Raw genomic sequence first — 22,759 nt, 5'->3', positions numbered from 1 at the left:
GACGGCCTGCGGGTGGACGCCGTGGCCTCCATGCTCTACCTGGACTACTCGCGCGACTCGGGCCAGTGGACACCGAACGTGCACGGCGGGCGTGAGGACCTGGACGCGATGGCGTTCCTGCAGGAGATGAACGCCACCGTGTACCGCCGGGCGCCCGGTGTGGTGACCATCGCCGAGGAGTCGACGGCGTGGGGCGGCGTGACGCGCCCCACCGACTGCGGCGGGCTGGGCTTCGGGCTGAAGTGGAACATGGGCTGGATGCACGACTCGCTCGGCTATATGCAGCACGAGCCCGTGCACCGCAAGTACCACCACAACGAGATGACCTTCTCGATGGTGTACGCCTACAGCGAGAACTACGTCCTGCCCATCTCGCACGACGAGGTGGTCCACGGCCAGCAGGCGCTGGTGTCGAAGATGCCCGGCGACTGGTGGCAGCGCCGGGCCGACCACCGCGCCTATCTGGGCTTCATGTGGGCCCACCCGGGCAAGCAACTCCTGTTCATGGGGCAGGAGTTCGCGCAGGGTTCCGAGTGGTCCCAGGAGCACGGCCCGGACTGGTGGCTGCTCGACCCCGGCTACGGCGCCGAGGCCGATCACCGAGGGGTGCGCGACCTGGTCCGCGATCTCAACGGCATCTACCGCGAGACCCCGGCGCTGTGGCAGCGGGACACCGAACCGGGCGGTTTCCAGTGGGCGTTGGGGGACGCAGCCGAGGACAACGTGTTCGCGTTCCTGCGGTACGCCGCCGACGGCACCCCGCTGCTCTCGGTCTCCAACTTCTCCCCCGTCGTCCGCCACGACTACCGCCTCTGGGCGCCCGACCACGTCCCGGCCTGGCGGGAGGTCCTCAACACGGACGCGGCGCGCTACGGCGGCGGCGACGTCACCAACCCCGACGACCTCAAGACCGAGGAGGAACGGATCACCCTCACCCTGCCGCCGCTCGCGACTATCTGGCTCACCCCCTTGCGGTGACGAATGCGGGGTACTCGGTGATGTCGTAACCCCTGGCGATGTCACAGAGAGGCGGCCTCAGTGCGGACCGTCGGAGTGGAAGAGGAACTCCTCCTGGTGGACCCGGAGTCCGGTGAGCCCAAGGCGCTGTCCGCCGCGGTGCTGGCGCGGGCGGAGCAGGACGACCCGGACCAGGAGGTGTTCGAGAAGGAGCTCTACGGCCAGATGCTGGAGTTCGCCACGCACCCCCAGGCCGACATGGCGGACCTGAGCACGGAGATCGTCCGCTGCCGCAAGGAGGCCGGCCGGCACGCCGGGGAGATCGGGTGCACGGTGGCCGCCCTGGCCAGCTCCCCGCTGCCGGTGAGCCCGTCCCTGGGCAGGGGCCGCCGCTACGAGTGGATGGCGGAGCAGTTCGGCATCGCCGCCCAGGAGCAGCTGGTGTGCGGCTGCCACGTCCATGTAGCCGTCGACTCCGACGAGGAGGGCGTCGCGGTCCTCGACCGCATCCGGCCCTGGCTGTCGGTCCTCACCGCGCTCAGCGTCAACTCCCCTTTCTGGCAGGGCAAGGACTCGTGCTACGACAGCTACCGCAGCCAGGTCTGGCAGCGCTGGCCGTCGGCCGGGCCCGCCGAGATGTTCGGCTCCGCCGAGCGCTATCACCGGCGGGTGGCGGACATGGTCGCGAGCGGCGTGATCCTCGACGAGGGCATGATCTACTTCGACGCCCGGCTCTCCCAGCGCTATCCGACGGTGGAGATCCGGGTGGCCGACGTCTGTCTGCACGCCTCCACGGCCGTGCTCGTCGCCCTGCTGGCCCGCGGGCTCGTGGAGACCGCGGCCCGCGAGTGGCGGGCCGGGCGCGAGCCGGTGGACCACAGCGTGAACCTGCTGCGGATGGCCGCCTGGCGGGCCGCGCGCTCCGGCCTCGACGGGGAGCTGCTGCACCCGGCGACCATGCGCCGGGCGCCCGCCGAGCGAGTGGTGGCCGCGTTGCTGGAGCACACCGGGCAGGCGCTCACGGACAGCGACGATCTGGAGCGGGCCCGGGTGGGCTGTGCCCAACTGCTCGACGACGGCACCGGCGCGCGCATCCAGCGCGGGCTCCTGGAGCAGTCCGGAAGCCTTCGCGAGGTCGTCACGGCGTGCGCGCGGCACACCCAGAACTGACACCGAGAACCCCTGCGCGCACGGAAGTTCGCGGCCTCTCTACACGCCGAGATCATCACGGGTGTGCAACTTCACAAGTTCCGGTCACCATCCGCCCTGACCTGGGCTAGATTCGAGCACCGTCGACAACGGAACTCGTCGGCGTGGTCACCCTCCGTACAGCCCAGGAGCAGCGCATGCGCGACTTCGCCCTCGCTCCCCCCAGCGTCTCGTCCCTGACCGGCGGGCTGGCCGACAGCATCTTCGAGACGGCTGCCCTCAACCCCACCCTTCCACTGCTCGCTCGCCGGACCGACCCCTCCTCCACCACGTGGGAGGAGGTGACCGCCGTGGAGGTGCGCGACCAGGTCGTCGATCTGGCGAAGGGCCTGATCGCCTGCGGTATTTCACCGGGTCACCGCGTGGCGGTCATGGCGCGGACCCGGTACGAGTGGACGGTGCTCTCCTACGCCCTGTGGGCCGTGGGCGCCGAGATCGTCCCCATCTACCCGACGTCCTCGCGCGACCAGGTGGAGTGGATCCTGCGGGACGCCGGCTGTGTGGCCGTGGTGGTGGAGGACGAGCAGGCGGTGATGACAGTCGGCTCCGTGTGCGGGGTACTGCCGCAGCTGCGCCACGTCTGGCAGCTGGACGCGGGCGCGCTGGAGGACCTGGTGCAGCGCGGCACGTACATCCCGCTCGCCACGGTCGAGTCGATGCGCCGCATCGTGCTGCCGGACTCCACCGCCGCCGTCAGCTACACCTCCGGCACCACGGGCCATCCCCTGGGCTGCGCGCTGAGCCACCGCAATCTGGCGAGCCCCTGCGACACCCTCCTCGCGGGCTGGGGCCACACGGTGATCCCGCCGGGCGAGACGCAGGCCACGGTCCTCGCCTTCCTGCCGTTCTCGCACGTCTACGGCCTGATGGTGCAGGGCCTGTGCATCCGCGGCGGAATGCTGATGGGCCACGAACCCGATCTCAGCGAGGAAGCGCTGGCCGCCTCGCTGAAGTCCTTCCGTCCCACCTACATCTGTGCCGTCCCCTCCCTCTTCGAGCGGATCTACAAGAACTTCCTGCGCGCCGCCCAGGAGTCGGGCCGCGGCGCCCTGTTCGAGCGGGCCGCCGACACCGCGCGGGACTTCGCCGCGGCCTGTGAGCGGCAGCGGCTGGGCGGCGGCTCGGGTCCCGGCTTCGATCTGCGGCTGCAGCACGCCCTGTTCGAGCGGACGGTGTACCGCAAGCTGCGTGCGGCGCTCGGCGGCCGGGTGTGCCGGGCGTCGTCCGGGGGCTCGACCCTCAGCCGTGAACTGTCCCTGTTCTTCGAGGGGATCGGCATCTACGTCAACGACGGGTACGGCCTGACCGAGTCCGGCGGCGGCGTCACGGCACAGCCGCTGGGCCGGGAGATGTCGGGCACGGTGGGGCAGGCCCTGCCGGGCACGGACATCATGGTGGCCGACGACGGCGAGATCCTGGTGCGCGGCCCGTCGGTGTTCCAGGGTTACGTCAACAACGAGCAGGCGACGCGTGCCGCGCTGCGGGGCGCCTGGCTGGCCACGGGTGATCTGGGGCGGCTGGACTCCGAGGGCTATCTGACGATCACCGGCCGCAAGAAGGACATCATCGTCACCAGCGGCGGCAAGAGCGTCGCCCCGGCCGCCCTGGAGCAGCGGCTGCGCATGCATCCGATGATCCATCAGGCGGTCGTCGTGGGCGACAACCGCCCCTGCGTCGGGGCCCTGATCACCCTGGACCCGCAGTTCCTGGCGTACTGGCGGGGGACTCTGGCGCTGCAGGCGGGCAGCCCGGGCCGGGAGGCCCGGGAGGAGAACGCGCTGCGGGAGGAGATCGGACGGGCGGTGGCCGCCGCCAACAGCGCGGTCTCGCGCACGGAGTCGATCCGGGTCTTCCGGGTGCTCGCGGAGCCGTTCGACATGAGCAACGGCCTGCTGACGCCGTCCATGAAGCTGCGCCGGGACGCGATCGTCAAGCACTACGCCTTCGAGATCGACGCGATGTACCAGGCCCGTACGCGCGCGCCGCGGCAGACGGTGCCTGACGAGCTCTCGAGCTGGGACGAGGCGGACAACGTGTTCCGCTGAGTGCGCGTGACCCTCTGTGATCGATACGGCCGTGATCGATACAGATGTGACGGTTCAGAGATGCTTGACCTCCGGCTGCTTGGGAACGTGGACACTCCAGAGATACGAGTGCCGGAAAGGCGGCGCCGAAGAGACGGGGCGGGAAAGGTGAGATGGCGACCGAACCGCGTTGGAACAAGACGCCGACTCCCGGAGAGATACCCGAGCGGAGCACTCGGTTCCCCGGCGAGCTGCACAACGTGACGGACGCCCGCCTCGACGCGGAGCGTTTCCTGGAAGACCTTGCGGAGGTGACACCCCCTGCGACACCGGAGCACTGGGACGACGTGCTGCTGGTCGTCACGGAGCTGGCGGCGAACGCGATCCAGTACGCGCCGGGTCCGTTCGAGCTGAGGATGCGCAGGACCTTCGACGGTGTCCATGTGGTCATGCACGACACGAGCACCGTCCCTCCGGCGCCCCGCCCCTTCCATCCCGACGGCGGGGGCGGCGGGGTCGGCTGGCATCTCCTGCATGCCCTGTGCGACCAGATCAGCGTCGCCACGAACGACAGCGGGAAGGACATTCACCTCTTCCTGCCCTGGTGAGGTTCGTCCTTCCCTGGTGAGATTCGCCCTTCGCCGGCGGGATGCGGGGTGCTACGCCGGCTGCTCGGCCCCCGGGGAGTGCCGGTCCGCGGCACGCAGGGGAACCAGCATGCTGATCGTCTTGCCGCCCCTGGGGCGCCGTTCGATGGTGATGTCCCGCGCCAGCCGGATGATCAGCGGCCAGCCGTAGCCACTGCCCCGGTGCACCGCGGGCAGCGCGCCGGAGCCGTAGGCCGATTCCGGCACCACGTCGCTGTGATCCTCGACGGTGATCCGGACTCCGCCGAGCGCGGGGGTGACGTCGAATCCCGCCAGTCCGTCACCGTGCCGGATCGCGTTGGTGACGAGTTCGGACACGACCAGGAGCAGATCGATGATGTCCGCCTCACGTGCCGTGCGGAAGCCCGACTCCCACTGCTCGCGTACGACCGACCGTGTGTAGGCGCGTGCCGCGCCGGCGGTCGTCACCTGCACCGAGGGCCGTACCCCACCGGGCTGGTTCACTGCTCCATCACCACCCAGAGCCCTCCATACCTCACTCGAACGGTTCCGCCCCTGACGGCGTGGCCGATTCCTGTCCTACAGCAGCAGCTACCCGGCCCGGTCGTTTGCAATCGGTACGACTTAGCTCCGGGGGCCCCGCACACGGTTTCCACATGCCCGTGCATGTAGATCGTGATCAGGGGTAACCGCGCAGGACCGCTGCAGTACCCGTAGTCGTTGGAGGTAGACGTGTCCGTTGCCCACACCCCCCTGTCCGTCGAGGTCAGTCTGCCCGCGCAGGACGTGGCGCTCCTCACGGTGCAGGGCTATCTGGATGTCGACACCGCAACGGAGTTCGAACATCATCTGGCCAACCAGCTGCATCACGGCCGGCGGCATTTCCTGCTCGATCTCTCGGAAGTGCCGTTCATGGACTCCTCGGGGCTGAGGATCATCCTGCACATCTACCAGGAGGCCCGCGACCTGCCCGGGAGTGTCCACATCATCTCCCCCGCACCGGCCGTACGACGGGTTCTCGATCTCACGGGTGTGAGCATCACGGTGCCGGTCTCGGAGAGCGCCGAGGAGGCTCTTGTCCGCATCCTCCAGGCTCAGGAGTGATCCCGGTCCACCGACGACAGCCGACAAGAGCAGGAGTGCATACGTGCCGGAGCAGGAAGCCGCCGGAACACAGGGATCGCCCGCGGATGAGGTGGGCGCGTTCCTGCGCCGCCGCCGGGAGCAGATCGCCCAGCGCTGGGCCGACGAGTCCATGTTCCGCACCGTGTTCACCGTGTCCAGGGACGAGGCAGCCGAGGCGGCCCGGCATGTCGTCGACGCGCTGGCCGAAGTCGCGGACGCCGAGCGGATGCACGACACGGACGCCGCCGGATTCACCGTGGTGCGCGAGCAGTTGGCGCGGATGGGCGCGGCCCGCTCCCGCGCCGGATTCACCACGGCGCAGGTGTCGGCCGAGGTCGAAGGGCTGCGCCCGCCCGCGCTGAACCTGCTGATCTCCGACCTCAAGGACGCACCGGCCGAGCGGGTGCGCGACTGCACGACGGCTCTGACCGTGCTGATGGGCACGCTGCGGCTGGTCGTCCTGGACACCGCGCTGTCGGAGGGACAGGCCCTGATCGAACGGCAGCAGCTCCAGCTGCTCGAAGTGGCCACCCCCGTCATCAAGTTGTGGGACGGCATCGTGGCCGTGCCGCTGATCGGAACGCTCGACAGCGCGCGCAGCCAGGTCGTGATGGAGACCCTGCTGGAAGCCATCGTGGAGCAGCACGCCCGGTTCGCGATCCTCGACATCACCGGCGTACCGACGGTCGACTCACTCGTCGCGCAGCACCTGATGAAGACCGTCGCGGCCGCCCGGCTGATGGGCGCCGAGTGCGTCGTCTCCGGCATCCGGCCCGCGATCGCGCAGACCATCGTCCATCTCGGCCTGGACCTCGGCACGGTGGTCACCCGAGCCAGCCTCGCCGACGCGCTGGCCTACGCCCTGCACGAGCTGGGCGCCGGCATCGTCGGTCCGGCGGCGGACGGTGCGAGACTTCGGTGAGCGATTCCTACGGCCGCCCTGTCTCCGTCCCCGGCGCCTCCGCCCATGTGCCGGTGCTCCGGCTGGGCGACGTCCTGCTGGTCACGCTGCAGGGCGATCTGTACGACAGCGTGGCTCAGCAGCTCCAGGAGGACATCGGCGCGACGATCGCGACCAGTGGCGTGACCGGTGTGGTGATCGACATCTCCGGCATGGAGGTCGTCGACTCCTACCTGGGACGTGTCCTCGCGGAGATCGCGGCGCAGTCCTCGCTGCTCGCCGCCCGCACGGTGGTGGCCGGCATGCGGCCCGCGGTCGCGATCACGCTGGTGGAGCTGGGGCTGACGCTGCCCGGGCTGCGTACCGCCCTGAACGCCGAGGCGGCCATGGACCTGCTCGCCCGCACGGGATCGGGCTCCCGTTTCCGCCGGTCGTCCGCGGAGCATCCGTGATGCCCACGTCCGCAGGCGTGGAAGCCTGCCTGCCGATCGGCTCGGACTTGGATCTGGTGTGGGTGCGGCAGCATGTGCGGCAGGCCGCGGCCCGGCTCGGCTTCGGTCTGGTGGAGCAGACGAAACTGGTCACCGCCGCGAGCGAACTCGCCCGCAACACCCTGGTGCACGGCGGTGGCGGCCGCATGGACTCGGCCCAGGTGACCCGCGGCCGCGCGGTCGGGCTGCGGCTGGCCTTCTCCGACGACGGCCCCGGCATCGCGGACCTGGAACTGGCGCTCAAGGACGGGTACACCTCGGGCGGCGGCCTGGGCATGGGGCTCGGCGGCGCCCGGCGTCTGGTGCACGAGTTCTCCCTGGAGAGCACCGTGGGCGTGGGCACCACGGTGACGGTCGTCTCCTGGGCGTCCGCTCCCCCGAGGCTGCGCGAGGAGTTCTGATGCCCCTCGTATGGGACGTTCCCGTGCACGACTCGACGCGGGTGCGCGACGCCCGGGTGGCCGCGGAGCACGCCGCCGCCGAGGCAGGTCTCGACGCCGACCGCACGGCGGCCGTCTCGCTGGTGGCGACCGAACTGGCCACGAACCTGGTGAAGCACGCTCAGGGAGGGCAGCTCCTGGTCGAGCTGGTGCACGCCCCCTTTCCGGCCGACGCCCGCGAGCCGGTGCGGCTGGTGCAGATAGCGGCGATCGACCACGGTCCGGGCATCGGTGACGTCCCGGCCGCCCTCAGCGACGGCTTCTCCACGGCGCGCTCGCTGGGCGCGGGCCTGGGCACCTGCCGGCGCGTCGCGGACGACTTCACCGTGCACAGCGCGCCGGGGCGGGGCACGGTGGCCGTGGCCCGGATCGGTGCCGCCGCGCGGGGTGCCGGGCCGTCCGTGACGCATGAGCTGCGGGCCGGCGGGGTCAATGTGCCGTTCGGCCGCGCGGAGACCTCGGGCGACGCCTGGACGTGGGTACGGGCGGGAGACCGGGCCACGTTGATGATGGCCGACGGGCTGGGCCACGGTCCGCAGGCGGCGCGCGCCTCGACCGCGGCGGTGGAGGCACTGCACGGCTGCGCCCAGCTGACCCCCGCCGAGTGCCTGCGGCATCTCGACACCGCTCTGAGGGGCACCCGCGGAGCCGCCGTCGCCGTCGCCCAGGTCGACAGCGGCGCCGGGCTGCTCCGCTTCGCCGGTATCGGCAACATAGGCGCCCGGTTGCGGGAGGGGGACGCCTGGCGTCACCTGCTCTCCCGCCCCGGCATCGTCGGCGTCCACCGTCCCGGGACCCTGCGCGAGGACCGGCTGCCGTGGACGGCCGACCGAACGCTGGTCCTGCACAGCGACGGCCTGCCCAGCCGCTGGACGCCGCCCGCCGGGACCGAACTGCTGTCGGCCGACCCGGCCGTCGTCGCGGCGGTGACGCTGCGCGACGCGGGCAGCGCCGCCCGGCCGGTCCGGGACGACACCGCAGTGGCCGTACTGGCCCCGACCCCACGGGACCGTGGATGAAACGCACCTGGCAGATCAGCGACGTCACCGGCGCGGCCCGGGCCCGTATCGCCACCGCCCGTCTGGCGGCCGCGTACGGCGTCCCCGCCCTGGACCGCACCCGTCTGACCTCCGCGCTCGGCACCCAGCTGCGCCAGTGCCTGACCAAGGTCGGCTCCTGGCTGCTCACGCTGGACGTCGGCGCGGGCCGGGCGGAGCCGGGTGCTCTGCACGTGTCGCTGGTCGCCTGCGACCCGGAGCAGTCCGCCGCGCAGCCCCCGTGGCGCGCCACCGTCGCCTGTCGCGAGGCGACGGCGCCCGTGGACTCTGCTGAATCGCCGGACGAGGGGGCAGAACTGGCTCAATCACTACTCGGAGCCGACGAGGACACGGCCCTGGTACTGGAACGGCTCGCCGCCCAGGAGCAACTCGCCCACGACCCGCAGCAGTCCACCGCCCCATCCACGCGGCACACCACCGCCGCCCGTCCCGAGGCCACAGCCCCAGTGGAAGCCTCGGAACCGTCGGACCAGGCGGCCGAGTTGGCTCAGTCTCTGCTCGGAGCCGACGAGGACAAGGCCCTGGTACTGGAGCAGCTCGCCGCCCAGGAGCAACTCGCCCACGGCCCGCAGCAGTCCACCGCCCCATCCACGCGGCACACCACCGCCGCCCGTCCCGAGGCCACAGCCCCAGTGGAAGCCTCGGAACCGTCGGACCAGGCGGCCGAGTTGGCTCAGTCTCTGCTCGGAGCCGACGAGGACAAGGCCCTGGTACTGGAGCAGCTCGCCGCCCAGGAGCAACTCGCCCACGACCCGCAGCAGTCCACCGCCCCATCCCCGCGGCACACCACCGCCGCCCGTCCCGAGGCCACAGCCCCCGTGGACCCCTCCGAGCCCCCGGACGAGACGACAGAACTGGCTCAATCACTCCTCGGTGCCGACAAGGACACGGCCCTGGTGCTGGAACAGCTCGCCGCACAGGAGGAGCTGGTCGCCTTCCATCGGGAGGAGTTGCTTCAGACGAATCAGGGCGTGGTGGCGCTGCACGCGGAGTTGGACGCGGCCGGGCGCGCGCAGCGGGAGGCGTTCGCCGCCGAGCGCCGGGCGCGCACGGAGGCGGAGAACGCGCGGCGGCGGCTGACCTGTCTGGCGAACACCAGCGCCGTACTGACCTCGTCGCTCAACCACGAGGAGATCGTGCGCCGGCTGCCCGAGCTGCTCGTGCCCGAGTACGCCCGCAGTGTCGACGTCTGGCTGTTCGACGGCGACGGTGACCGGCAGCCCCCGACGCCCCACCCGGCCGCCGCGGTCGTCGCGGCCCGCACCGGGCGCCCGCAGTACGCGGGGCCCGGCCCCGGCGGGCTGCCCGGGGTCGACGACCAGCCGCCGTCGGCGCTCGATCCCGAACTGCCCCTGCTGTGCATCCCGTTGCCGACGCGGCGGGCACCGCTCGGGGTGCTGACCCTGGCACCGCCCGGCGACGGCTGGGACCCCGACGACGCCGTCATGCTGATCGAACTCGCACGGCGGGCCAGCGTCGCCATCGACAACGCCCGGCGTTTCGAGCACCACCGCGACATCGCCGAGACGCTCCAGCGGGCCCTGCTCACGGAACTGCCGGCGACGCCGGGTCTGCGGCTGGCCGCCCGCTATCTGCCGGCCACCCACGGGCTGAACATCGGCGGCGACTGGTACGACGCGTTCCGTCAGCCCGACGGCAGCCTGATCACGGTCATCGGGGACGTCACCGGCCACGGGCTGCACGCGGCGGTGATGATGAGTCAACTGCGCACGGCCCTGCGCGCGTACGCCGTGGACGGCGGCAGCCCCGGCACCCTGCTGACCCGGCTGCACACCTTCCTGCACCATCTGCAGCCCGACCTGTACGCCACCGCGGTCATCGCCCGCTTCCACCCCGCCGAGCCCACGCTCACCTGGGCCGCCGCCGGCCACCCGCCGCCGGTGCTGCGCACTCCCGACGGGCGGGTGCACGCGCTGGACGAGAAGCCCGGCGCGATGCTCGGCATCCCCCTCGTCCAGGAGATCCAGGACCACACGGTGAGTCTGCCGCCCGGCTCGACACTGGCCCTGTACACGGACGGTCTGGTCGAGCGGCGCGCGCAGGGCATAGACCCGGGCATCGCCCGCCTCGCGCACGCCCTCGAACGCCCCCCGGCGGGCGAGTTGGAGGCGGACCTCGACGGCACGGCGGACCGGATCCTCGACCCCCTCCTCAGCGACTCCGAACGGGACGACGACATCTGTCTGCTCCTGTGCCACATCGCGGCGGACCTCGCCTAGAAGATCGGCCGGATCGATCAATTTGTTTCCCTTTCCCGGTGCGTATCGGTACCGGGAAGGGCATGGTGGTGCTCGACGCGTTCGTCTGCCTGCCGCACCCAGCTGGCGGAACGGCTGAAGGCACGGTGGGATCGATGTGGTGCAAGCAGCGATCCAGGGCATGCGAAGGGCGTCGGTTGCAGACCGCCTGGAGCCGCAGAGAGGGATGAACACCGTGACACGACCCAGGATCCTGGTGGTTGGCGCAGGTTTCGCCGGAGTGGGGTGCGTTCGCCGGCTGGAGCGGAAACTCGCGCCCGACGAGGCGGACGTCACCCTGGTGACGCCGTTCTCCTATCAGCTCTACCTGCCGCTGCTGCCCCAGGTCGCCTCCGGCGTGCTGACGCCCCAGTCGATCGCCGTATCGCTGCGCCGGAGCAAGAGGTACCGCACCCGGATCATTCCGGGCGGAGCCATCGGCGTCGACCTGAAGTCCAAGGTGTGCGTGATCCGCACCATCACGGACCAGATCATCAACGAGCACTACGACTACATCGTGCTGGCCCCCGGCAGCATCACCCGCACCTTCGACATCCCGGGGCTCACCGAGCACGCGTACGGCATGAAGACCCTTGCCGAGGCCGCCTACATCCGCGACCACGTCATCTCCCAGCTCGACCTGGCCGACGCCAGCGACGACCCGGCGGAGCGCGCCTCGCGCCTGCAGTTCGTGGTGGTGGGCGGCGGCTACGCCGGCACCGAGACGGCCGCCTGTCTGCAGAAGCTGACGCACGCGGCGGTCAAGCGTTATCCCCGTATCGACCCGGGGCTGATCAAGTGGCATCTCATCGACATCGCCCCGAAGCTGATGCCGGAGCTGGGCGACAAGCTCGGCCGCAGCGCGCAGGAGATCCTGGGGCGCCGCGGCATCGACGTCTCCCTGGGCGTCTCCATCGCGAAGGCGGGCCCCGAGGAGGTCACCTTCACCGACGGCCGCGTGGTGCCCACCCGCACCCTGATCTGGACCGCAGGTGTCGTGGCGAGCCCGCTGATCGCCACGCTCGGCGCGGAGACCGTGCGGGGCCGGCTCGCGGTGAACGCCGAGATGACCCTGCCCGGCCAGGACGGTGTCTTCGCCCTGGGTGATGCCGCGGCCGTGCCGGACGAGGCCAAGGGGGACGAGGGCGCCATCTGCCCGCCCACGGCCCAGCACGCGATGCGGCAGGGCACGCACGTCGCCGACAACGTCGTGGCGACCCTGCGCAACCACCCACTGACCCCGTACGTCCACAAGGACCTCGGACTGGTCGTCGACCTCGGCGGCAAGGACGCCGTCTCCAAGCCGCTCGGGATCGAGCTGCGCGGTGTGCCCGCGCAGGCAGTCGCGCGCGGCTACCACTGGTCGGCCCTGCGCACCAACGTCGCCAAGACGCGGGTGATGACCAACTGGCTGCTCAACGCGGTCGCCGGCGACGACTTCGTCCGTACCGGATTCCAGGCCCGCAAGGCCGCGCGGCTGAAGGACTTCGAGTTCACGGACGCCTATATGACGCCGGAACAGGTGCGGGGCCATGTCGCGGGAGCGGAGCACGAGGAGGCGTGAGCCGGTGCGCACGCCCCGGTCGCGTCATGCGATGCTGAAAGCCGGATCATGATGTGACGCGGGAGAGAGTACGGCGGCGTGAGGGCAGCGGGTGGGTCGGTCCGGGCGCGGCTGCGCGATCTCGTCGCGGCGTCCGATCCCGGACTGCTGCGGCTGGCCGCGGGCCTGCGCACCGTGGGCTCCATCGCCCTCACGCTCGCCGTGCTCTCCGTGTTCGGGGCCGGTGTACGGCTGCTGGTCGCCGGCGCCATCGCGGCCATGGTCTGCACCTTCGCCATCCGGGAGAAGCAGCGCAACCAGCAGGCCGTCACGCTGGCCCTGGGCCTGCCGGTGGCGCTGGCCTCCGTGTCACTCGCCGCGGTCCTGCACTCACGCGTCGTCGGCGGTGACCTCTTCTTCGTCGTCCTCATCTTCTGCGCCGTCTACGTCCGGCGGTTCGGCGACCGGGGCACCGCGCTGGGGCTGGTCGGCTTCCAGGTCTACTTCATGTCCCTGTTCGTCGGCGCCACCGTCTCGACGCTGCCGACGCTGTGGGGAGTCGTCGCCGTCGCCGTGGCGTGCAGTGCGGCGGTGCGCTTCGCGCTCGTGCCCGAGACGCCCGCGGGGATCCTGGAGCGCCTGCGGGAAGCCTTCCGGGCCCGCCTCGCGCAACTGGTGACCGCACAGCTCGCCCTGCTCGACGCCGGGCCGGACGACATGGACAAGGCGCTCGCGGACGTACGCGACGGGACCGCGCGTCTGCACGACACGGCCATGATGATCCAGGGCCGGCTCGAGGAGGGCACCGCCGATGCGGCCACGGCCCGGCTCGTGCAGCGCCGTGTCGCGGACGCGGAGATCGCCGCCGAGCGTCTCGGACTGCTGCTGCTGAACGCGCGCAGCGCCGAGCGGGCGGACACGCTGACCCTGCATCTGCCGGGCGCGCCCGTGCCGCCCGCGGGCCGGCTGCCCGTGGGCGACGAGGCGACCGCCACGTTGCGCCGGGATCTGGAGGCGCTGCGGCTGCTGGTGCTGCGGCCCCTCGCGCAGAGCACCGGCGCCGGCCTCGCGCAGCTGCGCAACCGGCTCCTGGGCTATCGCGACGAGGAGAACCTGCCGAAGGCCTCCTCCGCCGTCCAGGACGTCTTCCGCGGCATCGGCGAGGCCGCCCGCGCGGTGCTCGGGCTGCGGATCGCGCTCGGCGCGGCGCCGGACGACGCCGACGACACCCCCTCGACGGCCCGCTCACGTGAGGAGCTGGACGCCGAGGATGCGGCGATCGACGCGAGCGAGGCGACCGCCGGGGAGCCGAAGGAGAGGCTGGAGCGGCCCACCACGCGCGCGGCCGTGCAGGTCGCCGTGGGGTCGTCACTGGCCATCGTCGGCGGCGAGTTCCTGTCCAGTCAGCGCTGGTACTGGGCGGTGCTGACCTGCTGGATCGTGTTCATCAACACCGCCTCGACCGGTGAGATCCTCGTCAAGGGCTACCGGCGACTGCTGGGCACCGTGCTCGGCGTCGTGGCCGGGCTGCTGCTCGCGGCCCTGGTCGGGCACCACACCTGGACGGCGTTCGCGCTGGTTCTGCTGTGCGTGTTCGCGATGTTCTACACGGCACCGCTGTCGTACACGCTGATGTCCTTCTTCGTCACCGCCGCGCTCGGCGTGCTCTACACGCTGCTGCACACCTACAGCCTGTCGGTGCTGGTGCTGCGGGTGGAGGAGACGGCGCTGGGCGCGGCCTGCGGGATCATCGCGGCGGCGTTCGTGCTGCCGGTGCACACGGACCGCCGTACGAACGACCTGCTGGTCACCGTGCTTGACCGGCTCGCCGATGTCACCGAGGCCGCCGTGGACCAGCTCAGCGGCGGTGACCCGGCCGAACTGCTCGACAAGGCGCGCGACCTGGACCAGGCGCTGGCGGACCTGCGTGCGGCCACCCAGCCGCTGACCCACCCGGTCACGCCGATGCGGGCGCGGCGCGACACCGCGCGCTATCTGGTCGCGCTTCTGGAGACGGCCGCGTACCACGCACGTTCGCTGGCCGCGATGGCCGAGCTGCTGCCGACGCATCCATCGATCGCCGCGGATCCCCGGCTGCGGCGGGCGGGCCGGCGCATCCTGCGCAACATCGGGTCCATCGCCGCGCGGGTCGCGGACGAGAACGCCGCCGTCGAGATCGAGACGGGGGCGAGCATCGCCGCCCTCCTGGAGACCGAGGCGCCCGGCAGTTCGCGCTACGGCCGTATCACCGACCGGGTGCTCAGGCATCTGCAGCGCCTGGACGAGGCGGTGGTGGGTCTGGCCCGGCCGCTGAAGGTGCCGGTGGCGGCGCCCAAGCGGTGACCGACGCCCAATCGGTTACCAACGCTCATGCGGTGGCCGTCCCCGCCCGGTGTGCGCCTGCCGGGTTCAGAAGTCGGTCGGCAGTCCGCTGGCCTCGGCGATGCCACGCAGCTCCTCGTCCTGGTGGTGCCGGGCCCGGATGTAGTCGGCGATCTCGCCCAGCCGGTCGGGGTCGGAGGCGGTGTCCGCGTCGGTGATCACCCGGACCGGACCATTGTCCCCGAGGTCGATCTCGACGACCTCGTTGTCCAGTCGGCCGGTGACCGCGGCGGCGATGACCAGGGCGGCTTCGTCGCGGACCTCCTGGGACAGTCCGTCCCCCTGGTCGCCCTCCAGCGAAAAGTCCACGGCGGGCAGCCGCTGTTCCTCCAGCGCGCGCAGGACCGGCTCGACCACGCCGAGCAGCTGGCGGTAGTCCTCCGTGTCCATCCGGGCGCGCAGGAGACCTAGGTAGAGGTCGACGGGCCGGTCCGGTGGAAACTCGGATTCGTTCATCCGGACCGTGTGCCCAATCCTGCGTAAGTCAGACACGGTCCCCGTGCGGATCGGGCGCGATGGCCGGACACATCAGACCCGGCGCCAGCGCGCCATGGAGAACGAGAACAGCCCGAACAGGACGAGTCCGGCCGCCACGCAGGCCAGCAGCGCCGGGCCGAGCGGGGTGTGCGCGAACGAGCGCAGGGTGTCGTCCATGCCCTTGGCCCGGTTCGGCTCGTAGTCGACGGCGGCACGCACGGCGAAGGCCCCCGCTGCGGTGAACACCAGCCCGCGTGCCACTCCGCCGCCCACCCCGGTGACGTCCACCAGCCGCCGGGACCACCGGGACATCTGGCCGAGCTTGAGTTCGTCGCGATAGGAGCGGCGTATCGCGCCTACGGCGATCCATACGCCGGCCACGACGATGCCGGCTCCGGCCGTGCCCACGAGCCACTGGCCGGCGGGCAGGCCCAGGGCCCGTGCCGTGATGTCGCGGGACCGCTGGTCGCTGGATCCGGTGCCGCCACCGTGCGGGGCGGCCGCGAACGTCAGCACGGAGTAGGCGACCACCACGTAGAAGACGCAGCGGGCGGCCGCGAACAGCCGCTTGCGGGCCGTACGGCCGTCGGACCCGACCGAGCCGAAGACGGCCTCGGACAGCCGCCACACCGCCATGCCGGCGATCCCGAGGCCCAGGGCCCACAGCAGCACGGCGCCGAGCGGCTGGCGGGCGAGGGTGTCGATGGCACCGCCCTGGTCGGCCTGCTTGCCGGTATCGCCGAAGGCGATCTGCAGGGCGAGGACGCCGACCACCAGGTAGATGGCGCCACGTGCGGTGAGCCCCGCCCGGGCGGCGCCCTCCGTCACCGAGCCGCGTGCGGCCCTCTTCGCTTCGAGCCCGCTGGTCCGCGCCATGGCACTCGCGTTCATGTGCGTCCTCCCCCTGTCCGGATGCGTCCGGCCGTCAGCCGAGCACTCCGGAGTGCCGTCATGTCCTGCGCATACTCGTGCCCCGCAAACGGCGGTCCACCGCGTGACGTGTCCGCCCGTGTGTTTCTTCGTGATCAGGGCGGCGGCGCGGCGGACCCCGGCACCCACGTGCCGGGGTCCGCCGCGCCGCCGCCCTGCCCGGTCACGGAACTCCGAGGTGCCTCGCCTCCGCCGGCGCCTCGGACGTGGCCGCCAGCATTCCGTGTGCGATCTCCAGCGCCTGCCGCACATCGCGCGTGCCGGTCGACACGCACAGCGTGTAGGCGAGGTCCTGTGCCCGCGGGCTCGCCCGGCCCGCTCCCGTCTCGGCGTCCTCGGCCCGTGCCGACTCGTACTCCTCGACGAGTCTGCGCAGGACGGCGGGATGAGGCATCAGCATCGTCCGGTCCTCCTGTTTCGGTCGGGGTGGCTCACGCCTCGGTGGTCCGTGCGCGCCGGCTGCGCTGTCCCAGTGCCTCGGCGCGCACTCGGGCGCAGCTGCGGCTGATGAGCCGGGAGACATGCATCTGGGAGATGCCGAGCCGGTCGGCGATCCGGCTCTGCGTCATGTCCTCGAAGTAGCGCATGTAGAGAATCGCCCGTTCGCGTTCGGGCAGGTGCCGCAGGCCTTCCTTGGCGGACTCGCGGTCGATCACGGTGTCGTACGAGACGTCCGACGCGCCGAGCGTGTCCGCGAGGCTGTAGCCGTCGTCCTCGCGGGAGAGTTCGGCGTCCAGCGAGAGGGTGCTGTAGCTTTCGAGCGCCTCCAGGCCGGCGTTCACCTCGTCCACGGTGAGCCCGGTGTGGGCGGCCAGGTCGGCGGGGGTGGGCTCGGGGGCGCCCGGGGTCTGGATGAGCTCGCGGCGGGCCACCCGTACTTTGTTGCGCAGTTCCTGCACCCGGCGGGGCACCCTCAGGGCCCACATCCGGTCGCGGAAGTGCCGCTTGATCTCGCCGGTGACGGTGGGCACGGCGTAGCTCTCGAAGGCTCCCCGCTCGGGGTCGAACCGGTCTATCGCCTTGACCAGGCCGAGTGCGGCGACCTGCCGCAGGTCTTCCAGGGACTCGCCGCGGTCGCGGAAGCGGCCGGCGATCCGGTGGGCCATGGGCAGCCAGGCCCTGGTGAGTTCGTCTCGCACCGCGTCCCGCTCGGGACCGTTCTCCAGTGTGGCGAGACGGGCGAAGAGCTGGGCCGTGTCCGGTGCGTCGTCGTGCCGCCGCCCCTTGTGGGTCGCCGTGCGGGCCTGCGTGCCGGGGGTGCTTGCCGACGTGTCGATGAGCATGCGGAATCGCTCCTGAACGAGGGGGGTCAGGGACTTACCGCGGGAGGGAGGACGCCAGGACCGACAAAGGCCCAGGGCAGCAGTACCGCTCCCGCTGGCGCGCCTCCGGTCCGAAGCACGAACCTCCGTATGCCCTCACCCCGCGGTGCCAAACACATATGCCGAAATGGCATGGAACAGTCAGTGCAGAGCGATCACGGCGGTGATGCACTTGCCGCCCGAGGGCAGCCCGGTCACGCGGACGTCGCGGGCCAGCCGGCACACGATGGGCCAGCCGTGTCCGCCCATCCGCTGACGTCGCCTCAGGTCCAGGGCATCCCTGGCCACGGGCAGCCGGTCGCTGCGGTCGCACACCGAGACACGCACGCCGCTGCCGAGGACGTCGACGCGGAGGTCGGTGACGCCGCCGCCGTGCAGGATCGCGTTGGTCGTCAGCTCGGAGACAACGAGCATGGCGTCGTCGAGAGCGTCCGGATCGCAACGGGTGCGGGTGGTCCGGCAGCGTTCGCTGACCGCTCGCTCGACCGCCCTTCGCGCGTCGGCAGGATTGCACGCCACCGACGGGACGGTCCGCCGCGCGCCCGGTCGCCCGAGGGTGGATTCGGTTCCGTGCTCCTCGCACATCGCCTGGCTCCCTGTCTTCGCTGGTGAGCCGGCTTCCTCATGCGGGGCAAGCGAAGCCGGATCCGGTCCCGCCCGCGGCCTTCGTGTCCGGGCGTCGACCTCACGGACACGCGAATCCCCCGCTCGTTCGCGGTCGTTGTGACGAACGCCGCGCGAGCACCGCGGGCTTCATTGTTCGGCTCACCTGCACCGGCTCTGCCAAACCTCCCACCGCATACGCAAACTGGCGCCCATCACGTCGCACAACGCGGGTAGGCGAACCTCATGACGGATGTCGTGGACTCGGACGAGCTGCTTCGGCGCATCCAGCGCGCACGCGACTGTGCCCGGCAGGAGGAGCAGACATGGCGGGCACGCGGCGAGGGCCTGCGCGCGACCGACCCGGAGGCGGCTCGCGAGGCCGCCGTGCGCACCGTCGCCTACGAAGCGGTCCTCAGGGTGCTGGACGAGATCGTGACACCGGGCGCATCCGCCGCACAGGACTGACGTCCGGCCGGGTCGCCGATTGGCTCTCCCCCGGGCGGGAACCCGGGTGCGCATGGTGACAGATCACAACCGTGCGCCCGTATTGGAGGCCCTCGTCGAGTACCACCGCCGCGAGCGGCTAGCGTTCACGCCGCCGGGCCACAAACAGGCACGCGGCGCCGACCCGGCCGTGCGCGAGGTGCTCGGTGACGCGGTCTTCCTCGGGGACGTGCTGGCGTCGGGCGGACTGGACGACCGGCTCACCCGGGGCCGGGTGCTGGACCGTGCCGAGGAGCTGATGGCCGACGCGGTGCACGCCGAGGACACGTTCTTCACCACGTGCGGCAGCTCGCTGTCCGTCAAGGCGGCCATGCTGTCCGTCGCGGGGCCGCACGAGAAGCTGCTGATCGGGCGGGACGCCCACAAGTCGGTCGTGTCGGGGTTGATCCTGGCCGGTATCGAGCCGGTCTGGGTCGAGCCGCGCTGGGACGCGCAACGCCATATCGCCCACCCTCCCTCCCCCGAGGCCTTCGAGGCGGCCTTCGACGCCCATCCCGACGCGAAGGGCGCGCTGGTCACCAGCCCGACGCCGTACGGCGCCTGCGCGGCACTGGAGGCGATCGCCGAGGTCTGCCACCGGCGCTCGCGCCCCCTGGTGGTGGACGAGGCCTGGGGTGCCCATCTGCCGTTCCACCCCGATCTGCCGAGCTGGGCGATGGACGCGGGCGCCGACGTCTGCGTGACGAGCATCCACAAGATGGGCAGTGGACTGGAGCAGGGTTCCGTCTTCCACCGGCGCGGGGATCTCGTGCCGGCCGATATGCTGAAGACGCGGGCGGACCTGCTGGGCACCACCAGCCCGTCTGTGCTGATCCACGCCGGGATGGACGGCTGGCGTCGCCAGATGGCCCTGCACGGGCGGGAACTCATGGGCGCCGCACTGGACCTCGCGGCCGGGGTCCGGGCCTCGATCGAGGAGATCGACGGGATGCATGTCTACGACCGTGACGACTTCGTCGGCCAGGGCCTGGCCGACGACTTCGACCCGCTGCCGGTCATCATTGACATCGCCGGGCTCGGCATCACGGGGTTCCGGGCCGCGGACTGGCTGCGGGACAACCGGGCCGTGGACGCCCACATCGTCGACCACCGCCGCATCGGCGCGCAGATCACGCACGCCGACGACAGCAGCACGGCCGGTGAACTGCTCGACGCACTCAAGGATCTGGCTCAGGCCGCGCCTGAGCTCGCGTCCGGCCCGCGGGTCGACGTACCGTCGCCGACCGAGCTGCGCATGAAACAGGCCCTGCTCCCCCGGGACGCCTTCTTCGGCCCCACCGAGGACGTGCCTGTCGAGGAGGCCTCCGGTCGGGTCGCGGCGGAGATGATCACGCCGTATCCACCCGGGATCCCGGCCGTCCTGCCGGGCGAACGGCTCACCACCCCGGTGCTGCGGTATCTGCGCACCGGCCTGGACGCGGGCATGAACCTGCCCGATCCGACCGATCCGAAGCTCGCCACGATCAGGGTGACGGCGTCCGATCAAGGGGCCGCAAAGTGAAACAGGTCACGTAACCGGCTTCCGGTTACCCAAAAGTCAGGTTGATGGTTTAGCGTTCATCCATACGTGGTGACGGAGTCGACCGTAACGTCCTCCGACGCCACCGCCAACGGCCCTGGCTGGTCTCCCCCGTCCAGCCAGGGCTTTTTCATGCCCATCGGGCACCTGGCCGCGTGTTCCGGAGTTTCACGGACGTTTTCCGCGGGAACTGCCGTCCGCCGAGGTGCCCGGGGCCTGGACAGCGGCTGAAATGGGCGTAGGGAAAGCACCGCAACCGATCGTCGGCGAGGAGCCCCGCGTCATGACCAAAGCGATCAAACTGCTGACCGCCCTCCCCCCGCCCCAGCGCCAGAGCCTGATGACGCTCGCGCACGAGGTCTCCTTCCCCGAGGACACCAGGATCTTCGAGGCGGGAGGCAGGGCCGACCGCTTCTGGGTCATCCGCTCGGGCGCCGTCTCCCTCAGCCAGCAGGTCAACTCGCTGCAGCGGGTGACCGTCGCCAGCCTCGGCGCGGGCGATCTGCTGGGCTGGTCCTGGCTGTTCCCGCCGCACGAGTGGGACTTCGGCGCGGAGGCCTTCAGCCCCGTACGGGCCTACGAGTTCGACGCCGCGGCCGTGCTGCGGCTGTGCGAGGAGGACACCCAGCTGGGTCTGTCGCTGGTGCGCAGCGTCGCCGAGATCCTCGCGCACCGCCTGGAGACCACCCGCGGCAAGCTCATGGAACACGCGAGCCGGGGGCGCAGCACTCTGTAGGGACGCGTGCGACGCCTGCGGGCGAGTCGGATCGCGTGCGCGGAGTCAGACCGCGTGCGCGGAGGCCGATCGCGTGCACGGAGTCGGACCGCGTGCACGGACGCCGATCGCGTGCACGGAGTCGGACCGCGTGCACGGACGCCGATCGCGTGCACGGAGTCGGACCGCGTGCGCAGAGGCCGATCGCGTGCACGGAGTCGGACCGCGTGCGCAGAGGCCGATCGCGTGCGGAGAGGCGGAACGCGTGCACGGAGTCGGATCGCGTGCGCGGAGGCCGATCGCGTGCACGGAGGCCGATCGCGTGCACGGAGTCAGACCGCGTGCACGGAGGCCGATCGCGTGCGCGGAGTCGGACCGCCGGCAGTCAGATGCGGTAGCGCCGCAGTGCCGGGACCGCCGCGGCCAGCGCCAGCATCACGACGACCACGAGGACGCCGCCGCCGGCGACCGCCGTGCGCGGTCCGAACACCGAGCCCGCGGTGCCGTGCAGCACGTCGGCCAGGCGCGGCCCGCCCGCGACGACGACCGTGAACACGCCCTGCATGCGGCCGCGCATCTCGTCGGTGGCCGCGGACAGCAGGATCGCCCCGCGGAAGACCATCGAGACCATGTCGGCGACACCGGCCAGGGCCAGGAAGGCGGTCGCGATCCACAGGTTGCCGCTGAGCCCGAAGCCAGTGATCGCGACGCCCCAGGCGACGACCGCGCCGATCACCATCCAGCCGTGCCGGCGGGCCCGGGAGAAGGTGCCGGAGAACAGGCCGCCCAGCACGGCGCCGATGGGGATCGCCGCGAACAGCAGGCCGAGCGCGAGCCCTTCGCCCCAGGGGCGGTAGGTCTCGGAGGCGAGCTGCGGGAACAGGGCGCGGGGCATGCCGAAGACCATCGCAACGATGTCGGCGAGGAAGGACAGCAGCAGCACCTTGTGCATGGAGATGTAGCGGAAGCCCTCGACGATGGCGCGGACCCCGGCCCGCGCCGCGGTACCGGCCAGTGGCGGCAGCGCGGGCAGCTTGTAGACGGCCCACACCGTCACGCACAGCGCGAGGGCGTCGATCAGATACAGCTCGGGCAGGCCGATGACGGGTATCAGCACGCCGGCCAGCAGCGGTCCGACGACCTGGCCGGTCTGCATGACGGTCGAGCCCAGGGCGTTGGCGGCGGGCAGCTGGGCCTCGGGCACCAGGCGGGCGATCGAGGCGGTACGGGCCGGGGCGTTGAGGCCCCAGAACGCCTGCTGCATCGCGAGCAGAAGCATCAGCGCGGCCACCGACTCCAGGCCGGTGAACGCCTGCAGCCAGAACAGCAGCGAGGTCAGGGCGATCCCGGTGTTGGTGATCAGCAGCAGCTTGCGGCGGTCCATGCTGTCGGCGATAGCGCCGCCCCACAGCGCGAAGACGATCAGCGGGACCAGACCGGCCAGGCTCGCGGCACCGACCCACGCCGAGGAGCCGGTGATGTCGTAGATCTGCTTGGGCACGGCGACCGCGGTGAGCTGGCTGCCGACGGCGGTGACAATGGTCGAGGACCACAGCCGGCGGTAGGCGGGGATGCTCAGCGGGCGGGTGTCCATCGCCCAGCGGCGCCAGCCACGCCGGGGCGCCTCGACCTCGACGGGGTCCGGTGTCCTGGGTTCCGTACTGCTCTCGCTGGTGTCCACGACCGTCCT

Annotated in this window: 21 protein-coding genes and 1 pseudogene; 15 read left to right on the top strand and 7 right to left on the bottom strand. The window is 71.5% G+C overall.

All coding sequences use genetic code 11. The features are described from left to right. From glgB to JYK17_RS05910, 4 genes are all read left to right on the top strand, one after another. Positions 1 to 978 (top strand): 1,4-alpha-glucan branching enzyme (glgB, locus tag JYK17_RS05925; protein ID WP_222809917.1); only part of this gene is annotated, 978 nt, incomplete at its 5' end. Between the two features lie 60 nt (positions 979 to 1,038). Then, entirely contained in the window at positions 1,039 to 2,127 is a 1,089-nt protein-coding gene (locus tag JYK17_RS05920; protein ID WP_128804094.1) for a glutamate--cysteine ligase 2, read from the top strand. A 176-nt stretch (positions 2,128 to 2,303) separates the two neighbouring features. Beyond that, positions 2,304 to 4,211, top strand: coding sequence for an AMP-dependent synthetase/ligase (locus JYK17_RS05915; protein ID WP_108012909.1), 1,908 nt, complete (start codon positions 2,304 to 2,306; stop codon positions 4,209 to 4,211). Between the two features lie 152 nt (positions 4,212 to 4,363). Continuing rightward, the gene (locus JYK17_RS05910; RefSeq protein ID WP_108012908.1) at positions 4,364 to 4,798 is read left to right on the top strand and encodes an ATP-binding protein; all 435 of its coding nucleotides are present in this window, start codon (positions 4,364 to 4,366) and stop codon (positions 4,796 to 4,798) included. 51 nt (positions 4,799 to 4,849) lie between these two features. Here the strand turns inward: JYK17_RS05910 and JYK17_RS05905 are convergent, their stop codons facing one another. Further along, a complete protein-coding gene (locus tag JYK17_RS05905) occupies positions 4,850 to 5,302 on the bottom strand; it encodes an ATP-binding protein (protein ID WP_108012907.1) in 453 nt (150 codons plus the stop codon). Positions 5,303 to 5,530: 228 nt separating this feature from the next. Here JYK17_RS05905 and JYK17_RS05900 point away from each other — a divergent pair, with 228 nt between their 5' ends. The 8 genes and pseudogenes from JYK17_RS05900 to JYK17_RS05865 all read left to right on the top strand — a co-directional run bounded on the left by JYK17_RS05900 (position 5,531) and on the right by JYK17_RS05865 (position 14,957). Then, positions 5,531 to 5,902, top strand: a complete 372-nt coding sequence (locus tag JYK17_RS05900; RefSeq protein ID WP_108012906.1) for an STAS domain-containing protein — start codon at positions 5,531 to 5,533, stop codon at positions 5,900 to 5,902. Positions 5,903 to 5,945: 43 nt separating this feature from the next. Beyond that, complete coding sequence (locus JYK17_RS05895) at positions 5,946 to 6,845, top strand: STAS domain-containing protein (protein ID WP_222809916.1); 900 nt, start codon at positions 5,946 to 5,948, stop codon at positions 6,843 to 6,845. Continuing rightward, a complete protein-coding gene (locus JYK17_RS05890) occupies positions 6,842 to 7,276 on the top strand; it encodes an STAS domain-containing protein (protein ID WP_108012904.1) in 435 nt (144 codons plus the stop codon). The genes JYK17_RS05895 and JYK17_RS05890 overlap by 4 nt, the downstream gene beginning before the upstream one ends. After that, positions 7,276 to 7,716 (top strand): anti-sigma regulatory factor, encoded by a 441-nt coding sequence (locus JYK17_RS05885; protein WP_222809915.1) that lies wholly within the window; start codon positions 7,276 to 7,278, stop codon positions 7,714 to 7,716. The genes JYK17_RS05890 and JYK17_RS05885 overlap by 1 nt, the downstream gene beginning before the upstream one ends. Then, positions 7,716 to 8,774 (top strand): ATP-binding SpoIIE family protein phosphatase, encoded by a 1,059-nt coding sequence (locus tag JYK17_RS05880; RefSeq protein ID WP_108012902.1) that lies wholly within the window; start codon positions 7,716 to 7,718, stop codon positions 8,772 to 8,774. The genes JYK17_RS05885 and JYK17_RS05880 overlap by 1 nt, the downstream gene beginning before the upstream one ends. A gap of 893 nt (positions 8,775 to 9,667) precedes the next feature. Further along, positions 9,668 to 11,053 (top strand): annotated as a pseudogene (locus JYK17_RS41140) (PP2C family protein-serine/threonine phosphatase); the annotation flags it as partial. A 205-nt stretch (positions 11,054 to 11,258) separates the two neighbouring features. Beyond that, positions 11,259 to 12,635, top strand: a complete 1,377-nt coding sequence (locus tag JYK17_RS05870) for an NAD(P)/FAD-dependent oxidoreductase (RefSeq protein WP_108012901.1) — start codon at positions 11,259 to 11,261, stop codon at positions 12,633 to 12,635. 78 nt (positions 12,636 to 12,713) lie between these two features. Next, entirely contained in the window at positions 12,714 to 14,957 is a 2,244-nt protein-coding gene (locus JYK17_RS05865; RefSeq protein ID WP_108012900.1) for an FUSC family protein, read from the top strand. A 66-nt stretch (positions 14,958 to 15,023) separates the two neighbouring features. On the opposite strand, the gene JYK17_RS05860 is transcribed toward JYK17_RS05865, so the two are convergent. The 5 genes from JYK17_RS05860 to JYK17_RS05840 form a co-directional block, all read right to left on the bottom strand. Beyond that, complete coding sequence (locus JYK17_RS05860; RefSeq protein ID WP_108012899.1) at positions 15,024 to 15,452, bottom strand: hypothetical protein; 429 nt, start codon at positions 15,450 to 15,452, stop codon at positions 15,024 to 15,026. A 72-nt stretch (positions 15,453 to 15,524) separates the two neighbouring features. Further along, on the bottom strand, positions 15,525 to 16,364 hold the full coding sequence (locus JYK17_RS05855) for a DUF1206 domain-containing protein (protein ID WP_108012898.1): 840 nt from the start codon (positions 16,362 to 16,364) through the stop codon (positions 15,525 to 15,527). A gap of 202 nt (positions 16,365 to 16,566) precedes the next feature. Continuing rightward, complete coding sequence (locus tag JYK17_RS05850) at positions 16,567 to 16,803, bottom strand: DUF5133 domain-containing protein (RefSeq protein ID WP_108012897.1); 237 nt, start codon at positions 16,801 to 16,803, stop codon at positions 16,567 to 16,569. Positions 16,804 to 16,834: 31 nt separating this feature from the next. After that, complete coding sequence (locus JYK17_RS05845) at positions 16,835 to 17,686, bottom strand: SigB/SigF/SigG family RNA polymerase sigma factor (RefSeq protein ID WP_108012896.1); 852 nt, start codon at positions 17,684 to 17,686, stop codon at positions 16,835 to 16,837. 180 nt (positions 17,687 to 17,866) lie between these two features. Further along, positions 17,867 to 18,310 carry an ATP-binding protein gene (locus JYK17_RS05840; RefSeq protein WP_108012895.1) on the bottom strand — a complete coding sequence of 148 codons (444 nt, stop codon included), beginning with the start codon at positions 18,308 to 18,310 and terminating at the stop codon, positions 17,867 to 17,869. A 264-nt stretch (positions 18,311 to 18,574) separates the two neighbouring features. Between JYK17_RS05840 and JYK17_RS05835 the strand changes: the two genes are divergently transcribed. The 3 genes from JYK17_RS05835 (at position 18,575) to JYK17_RS05825 (ending at position 21,090) form a co-directional block, all read left to right on the top strand. Beyond that, positions 18,575 to 18,796 carry a hypothetical protein gene (locus JYK17_RS05835; RefSeq protein ID WP_108012894.1) on the top strand — a complete coding sequence of 74 codons (222 nt, stop codon included), beginning with the start codon at positions 18,575 to 18,577 and terminating at the stop codon, positions 18,794 to 18,796. A gap of 52 nt (positions 18,797 to 18,848) precedes the next feature. Then, positions 18,849 to 20,336, top strand: a complete 1,488-nt coding sequence (locus JYK17_RS05830) for an aminotransferase class I/II-fold pyridoxal phosphate-dependent enzyme (RefSeq protein ID WP_222809914.1) — start codon at positions 18,849 to 18,851, stop codon at positions 20,334 to 20,336. Between the two features lie 301 nt (positions 20,337 to 20,637). After that, complete coding sequence (locus tag JYK17_RS05825) at positions 20,638 to 21,090, top strand: cyclic nucleotide-binding domain-containing protein (RefSeq protein WP_222809913.1); 453 nt, start codon at positions 20,638 to 20,640, stop codon at positions 21,088 to 21,090. 364 nt (positions 21,091 to 21,454) lie between these two features. Here JYK17_RS05825 and JYK17_RS05820 read toward each other — a convergent pair whose 3' ends face one another. Continuing rightward, positions 21,455 to 22,750: an MFS transporter gene (locus JYK17_RS05820; RefSeq protein WP_222809912.1), complete on the bottom strand. Its 1,296-nt coding sequence runs from the start codon at positions 22,748 to 22,750 to the stop codon at positions 21,455 to 21,457. Positions 22,751 to 22,759: the final 9 nt, after the last annotated feature.

The organism is Streptomyces plumbidurans (assembly GCF_019857225.1).
GTDB classification, from domain to species: Bacteria; Actinomycetota; Actinomycetes; order Streptomycetales; family Streptomycetaceae; genus Streptomyces; species Streptomyces plumbidurans.
This window is presented reverse-complemented; position numbering and strand designations above follow the sequence as displayed.

What these genes read in the sequence shown, in the direction of transcription:
- JYK17_RS05915 (WP_108012909.1), top strand. Translation starts at nt 2,304, where the DNA reads ATGCGCGACTTCGCCCTCGCTCCCCCCAGCGTCTCGTCCCTGACCGGC.
- JYK17_RS05910 (WP_108012908.1), top strand. Translation starts at nt 4,364, where the DNA reads ATGGCGACCGAACCGCGTTGGAACAAGACGCCGACTCCCGGAGAGATA.
- JYK17_RS05885 (WP_222809915.1), top strand. Translation starts at nt 7,276, where the DNA reads ATGCCCACGTCCGCAGGCGTGGAAGCCTGCCTGCCGATCGGCTCGGAC.
- JYK17_RS05880 (WP_108012902.1), top strand. Translation starts at nt 7,716, where the DNA reads ATGCCCCTCGTATGGGACGTTCCCGTGCACGACTCGACGCGGGTGCGC.
- JYK17_RS05870 (WP_108012901.1), top strand. Translation starts at nt 11,259, where the DNA reads ATGAACACCGTGACACGACCCAGGATCCTGGTGGTTGGCGCAGGTTTC.
- JYK17_RS05860 (WP_108012899.1), bottom strand. Translation starts at nt 15,452, where the DNA reads ATGAACGAATCCGAGTTTCCACCGGACCGGCCCGTCGACCTCTACCTA.
- JYK17_RS05855 (WP_108012898.1), bottom strand. Translation starts at nt 16,364, where the DNA reads ATGAACGCGAGTGCCATGGCGCGGACCAGCGGGCTCGAAGCGAAGAGG.
- JYK17_RS05850 (WP_108012897.1), bottom strand. Translation starts at nt 16,803, where the DNA reads ATGCTGATGCCTCATCCCGCCGTCCTGCGCAGACTCGTCGAGGAGTAC.
- JYK17_RS05845 (WP_108012896.1), bottom strand. Translation starts at nt 17,686, where the DNA reads ATGCTCATCGACACGTCGGCAAGCACCCCCGGCACGCAGGCCCGCACG.
- JYK17_RS05840 (WP_108012895.1), bottom strand. Translation starts at nt 18,310, where the DNA reads ATGTGCGAGGAGCACGGAACCGAATCCACCCTCGGGCGACCGGGCGCG.
- JYK17_RS05835 (WP_108012894.1), top strand. Translation starts at nt 18,575, where the DNA reads ATGACGGATGTCGTGGACTCGGACGAGCTGCTTCGGCGCATCCAGCGC.
- JYK17_RS05830 (WP_222809914.1), top strand. Translation starts at nt 18,849, where the DNA reads ATGGTGACAGATCACAACCGTGCGCCCGTATTGGAGGCCCTCGTCGAG.
- JYK17_RS05825 (WP_222809913.1), top strand. Translation starts at nt 20,638, where the DNA reads ATGACCAAAGCGATCAAACTGCTGACCGCCCTCCCCCCGCCCCAGCGC.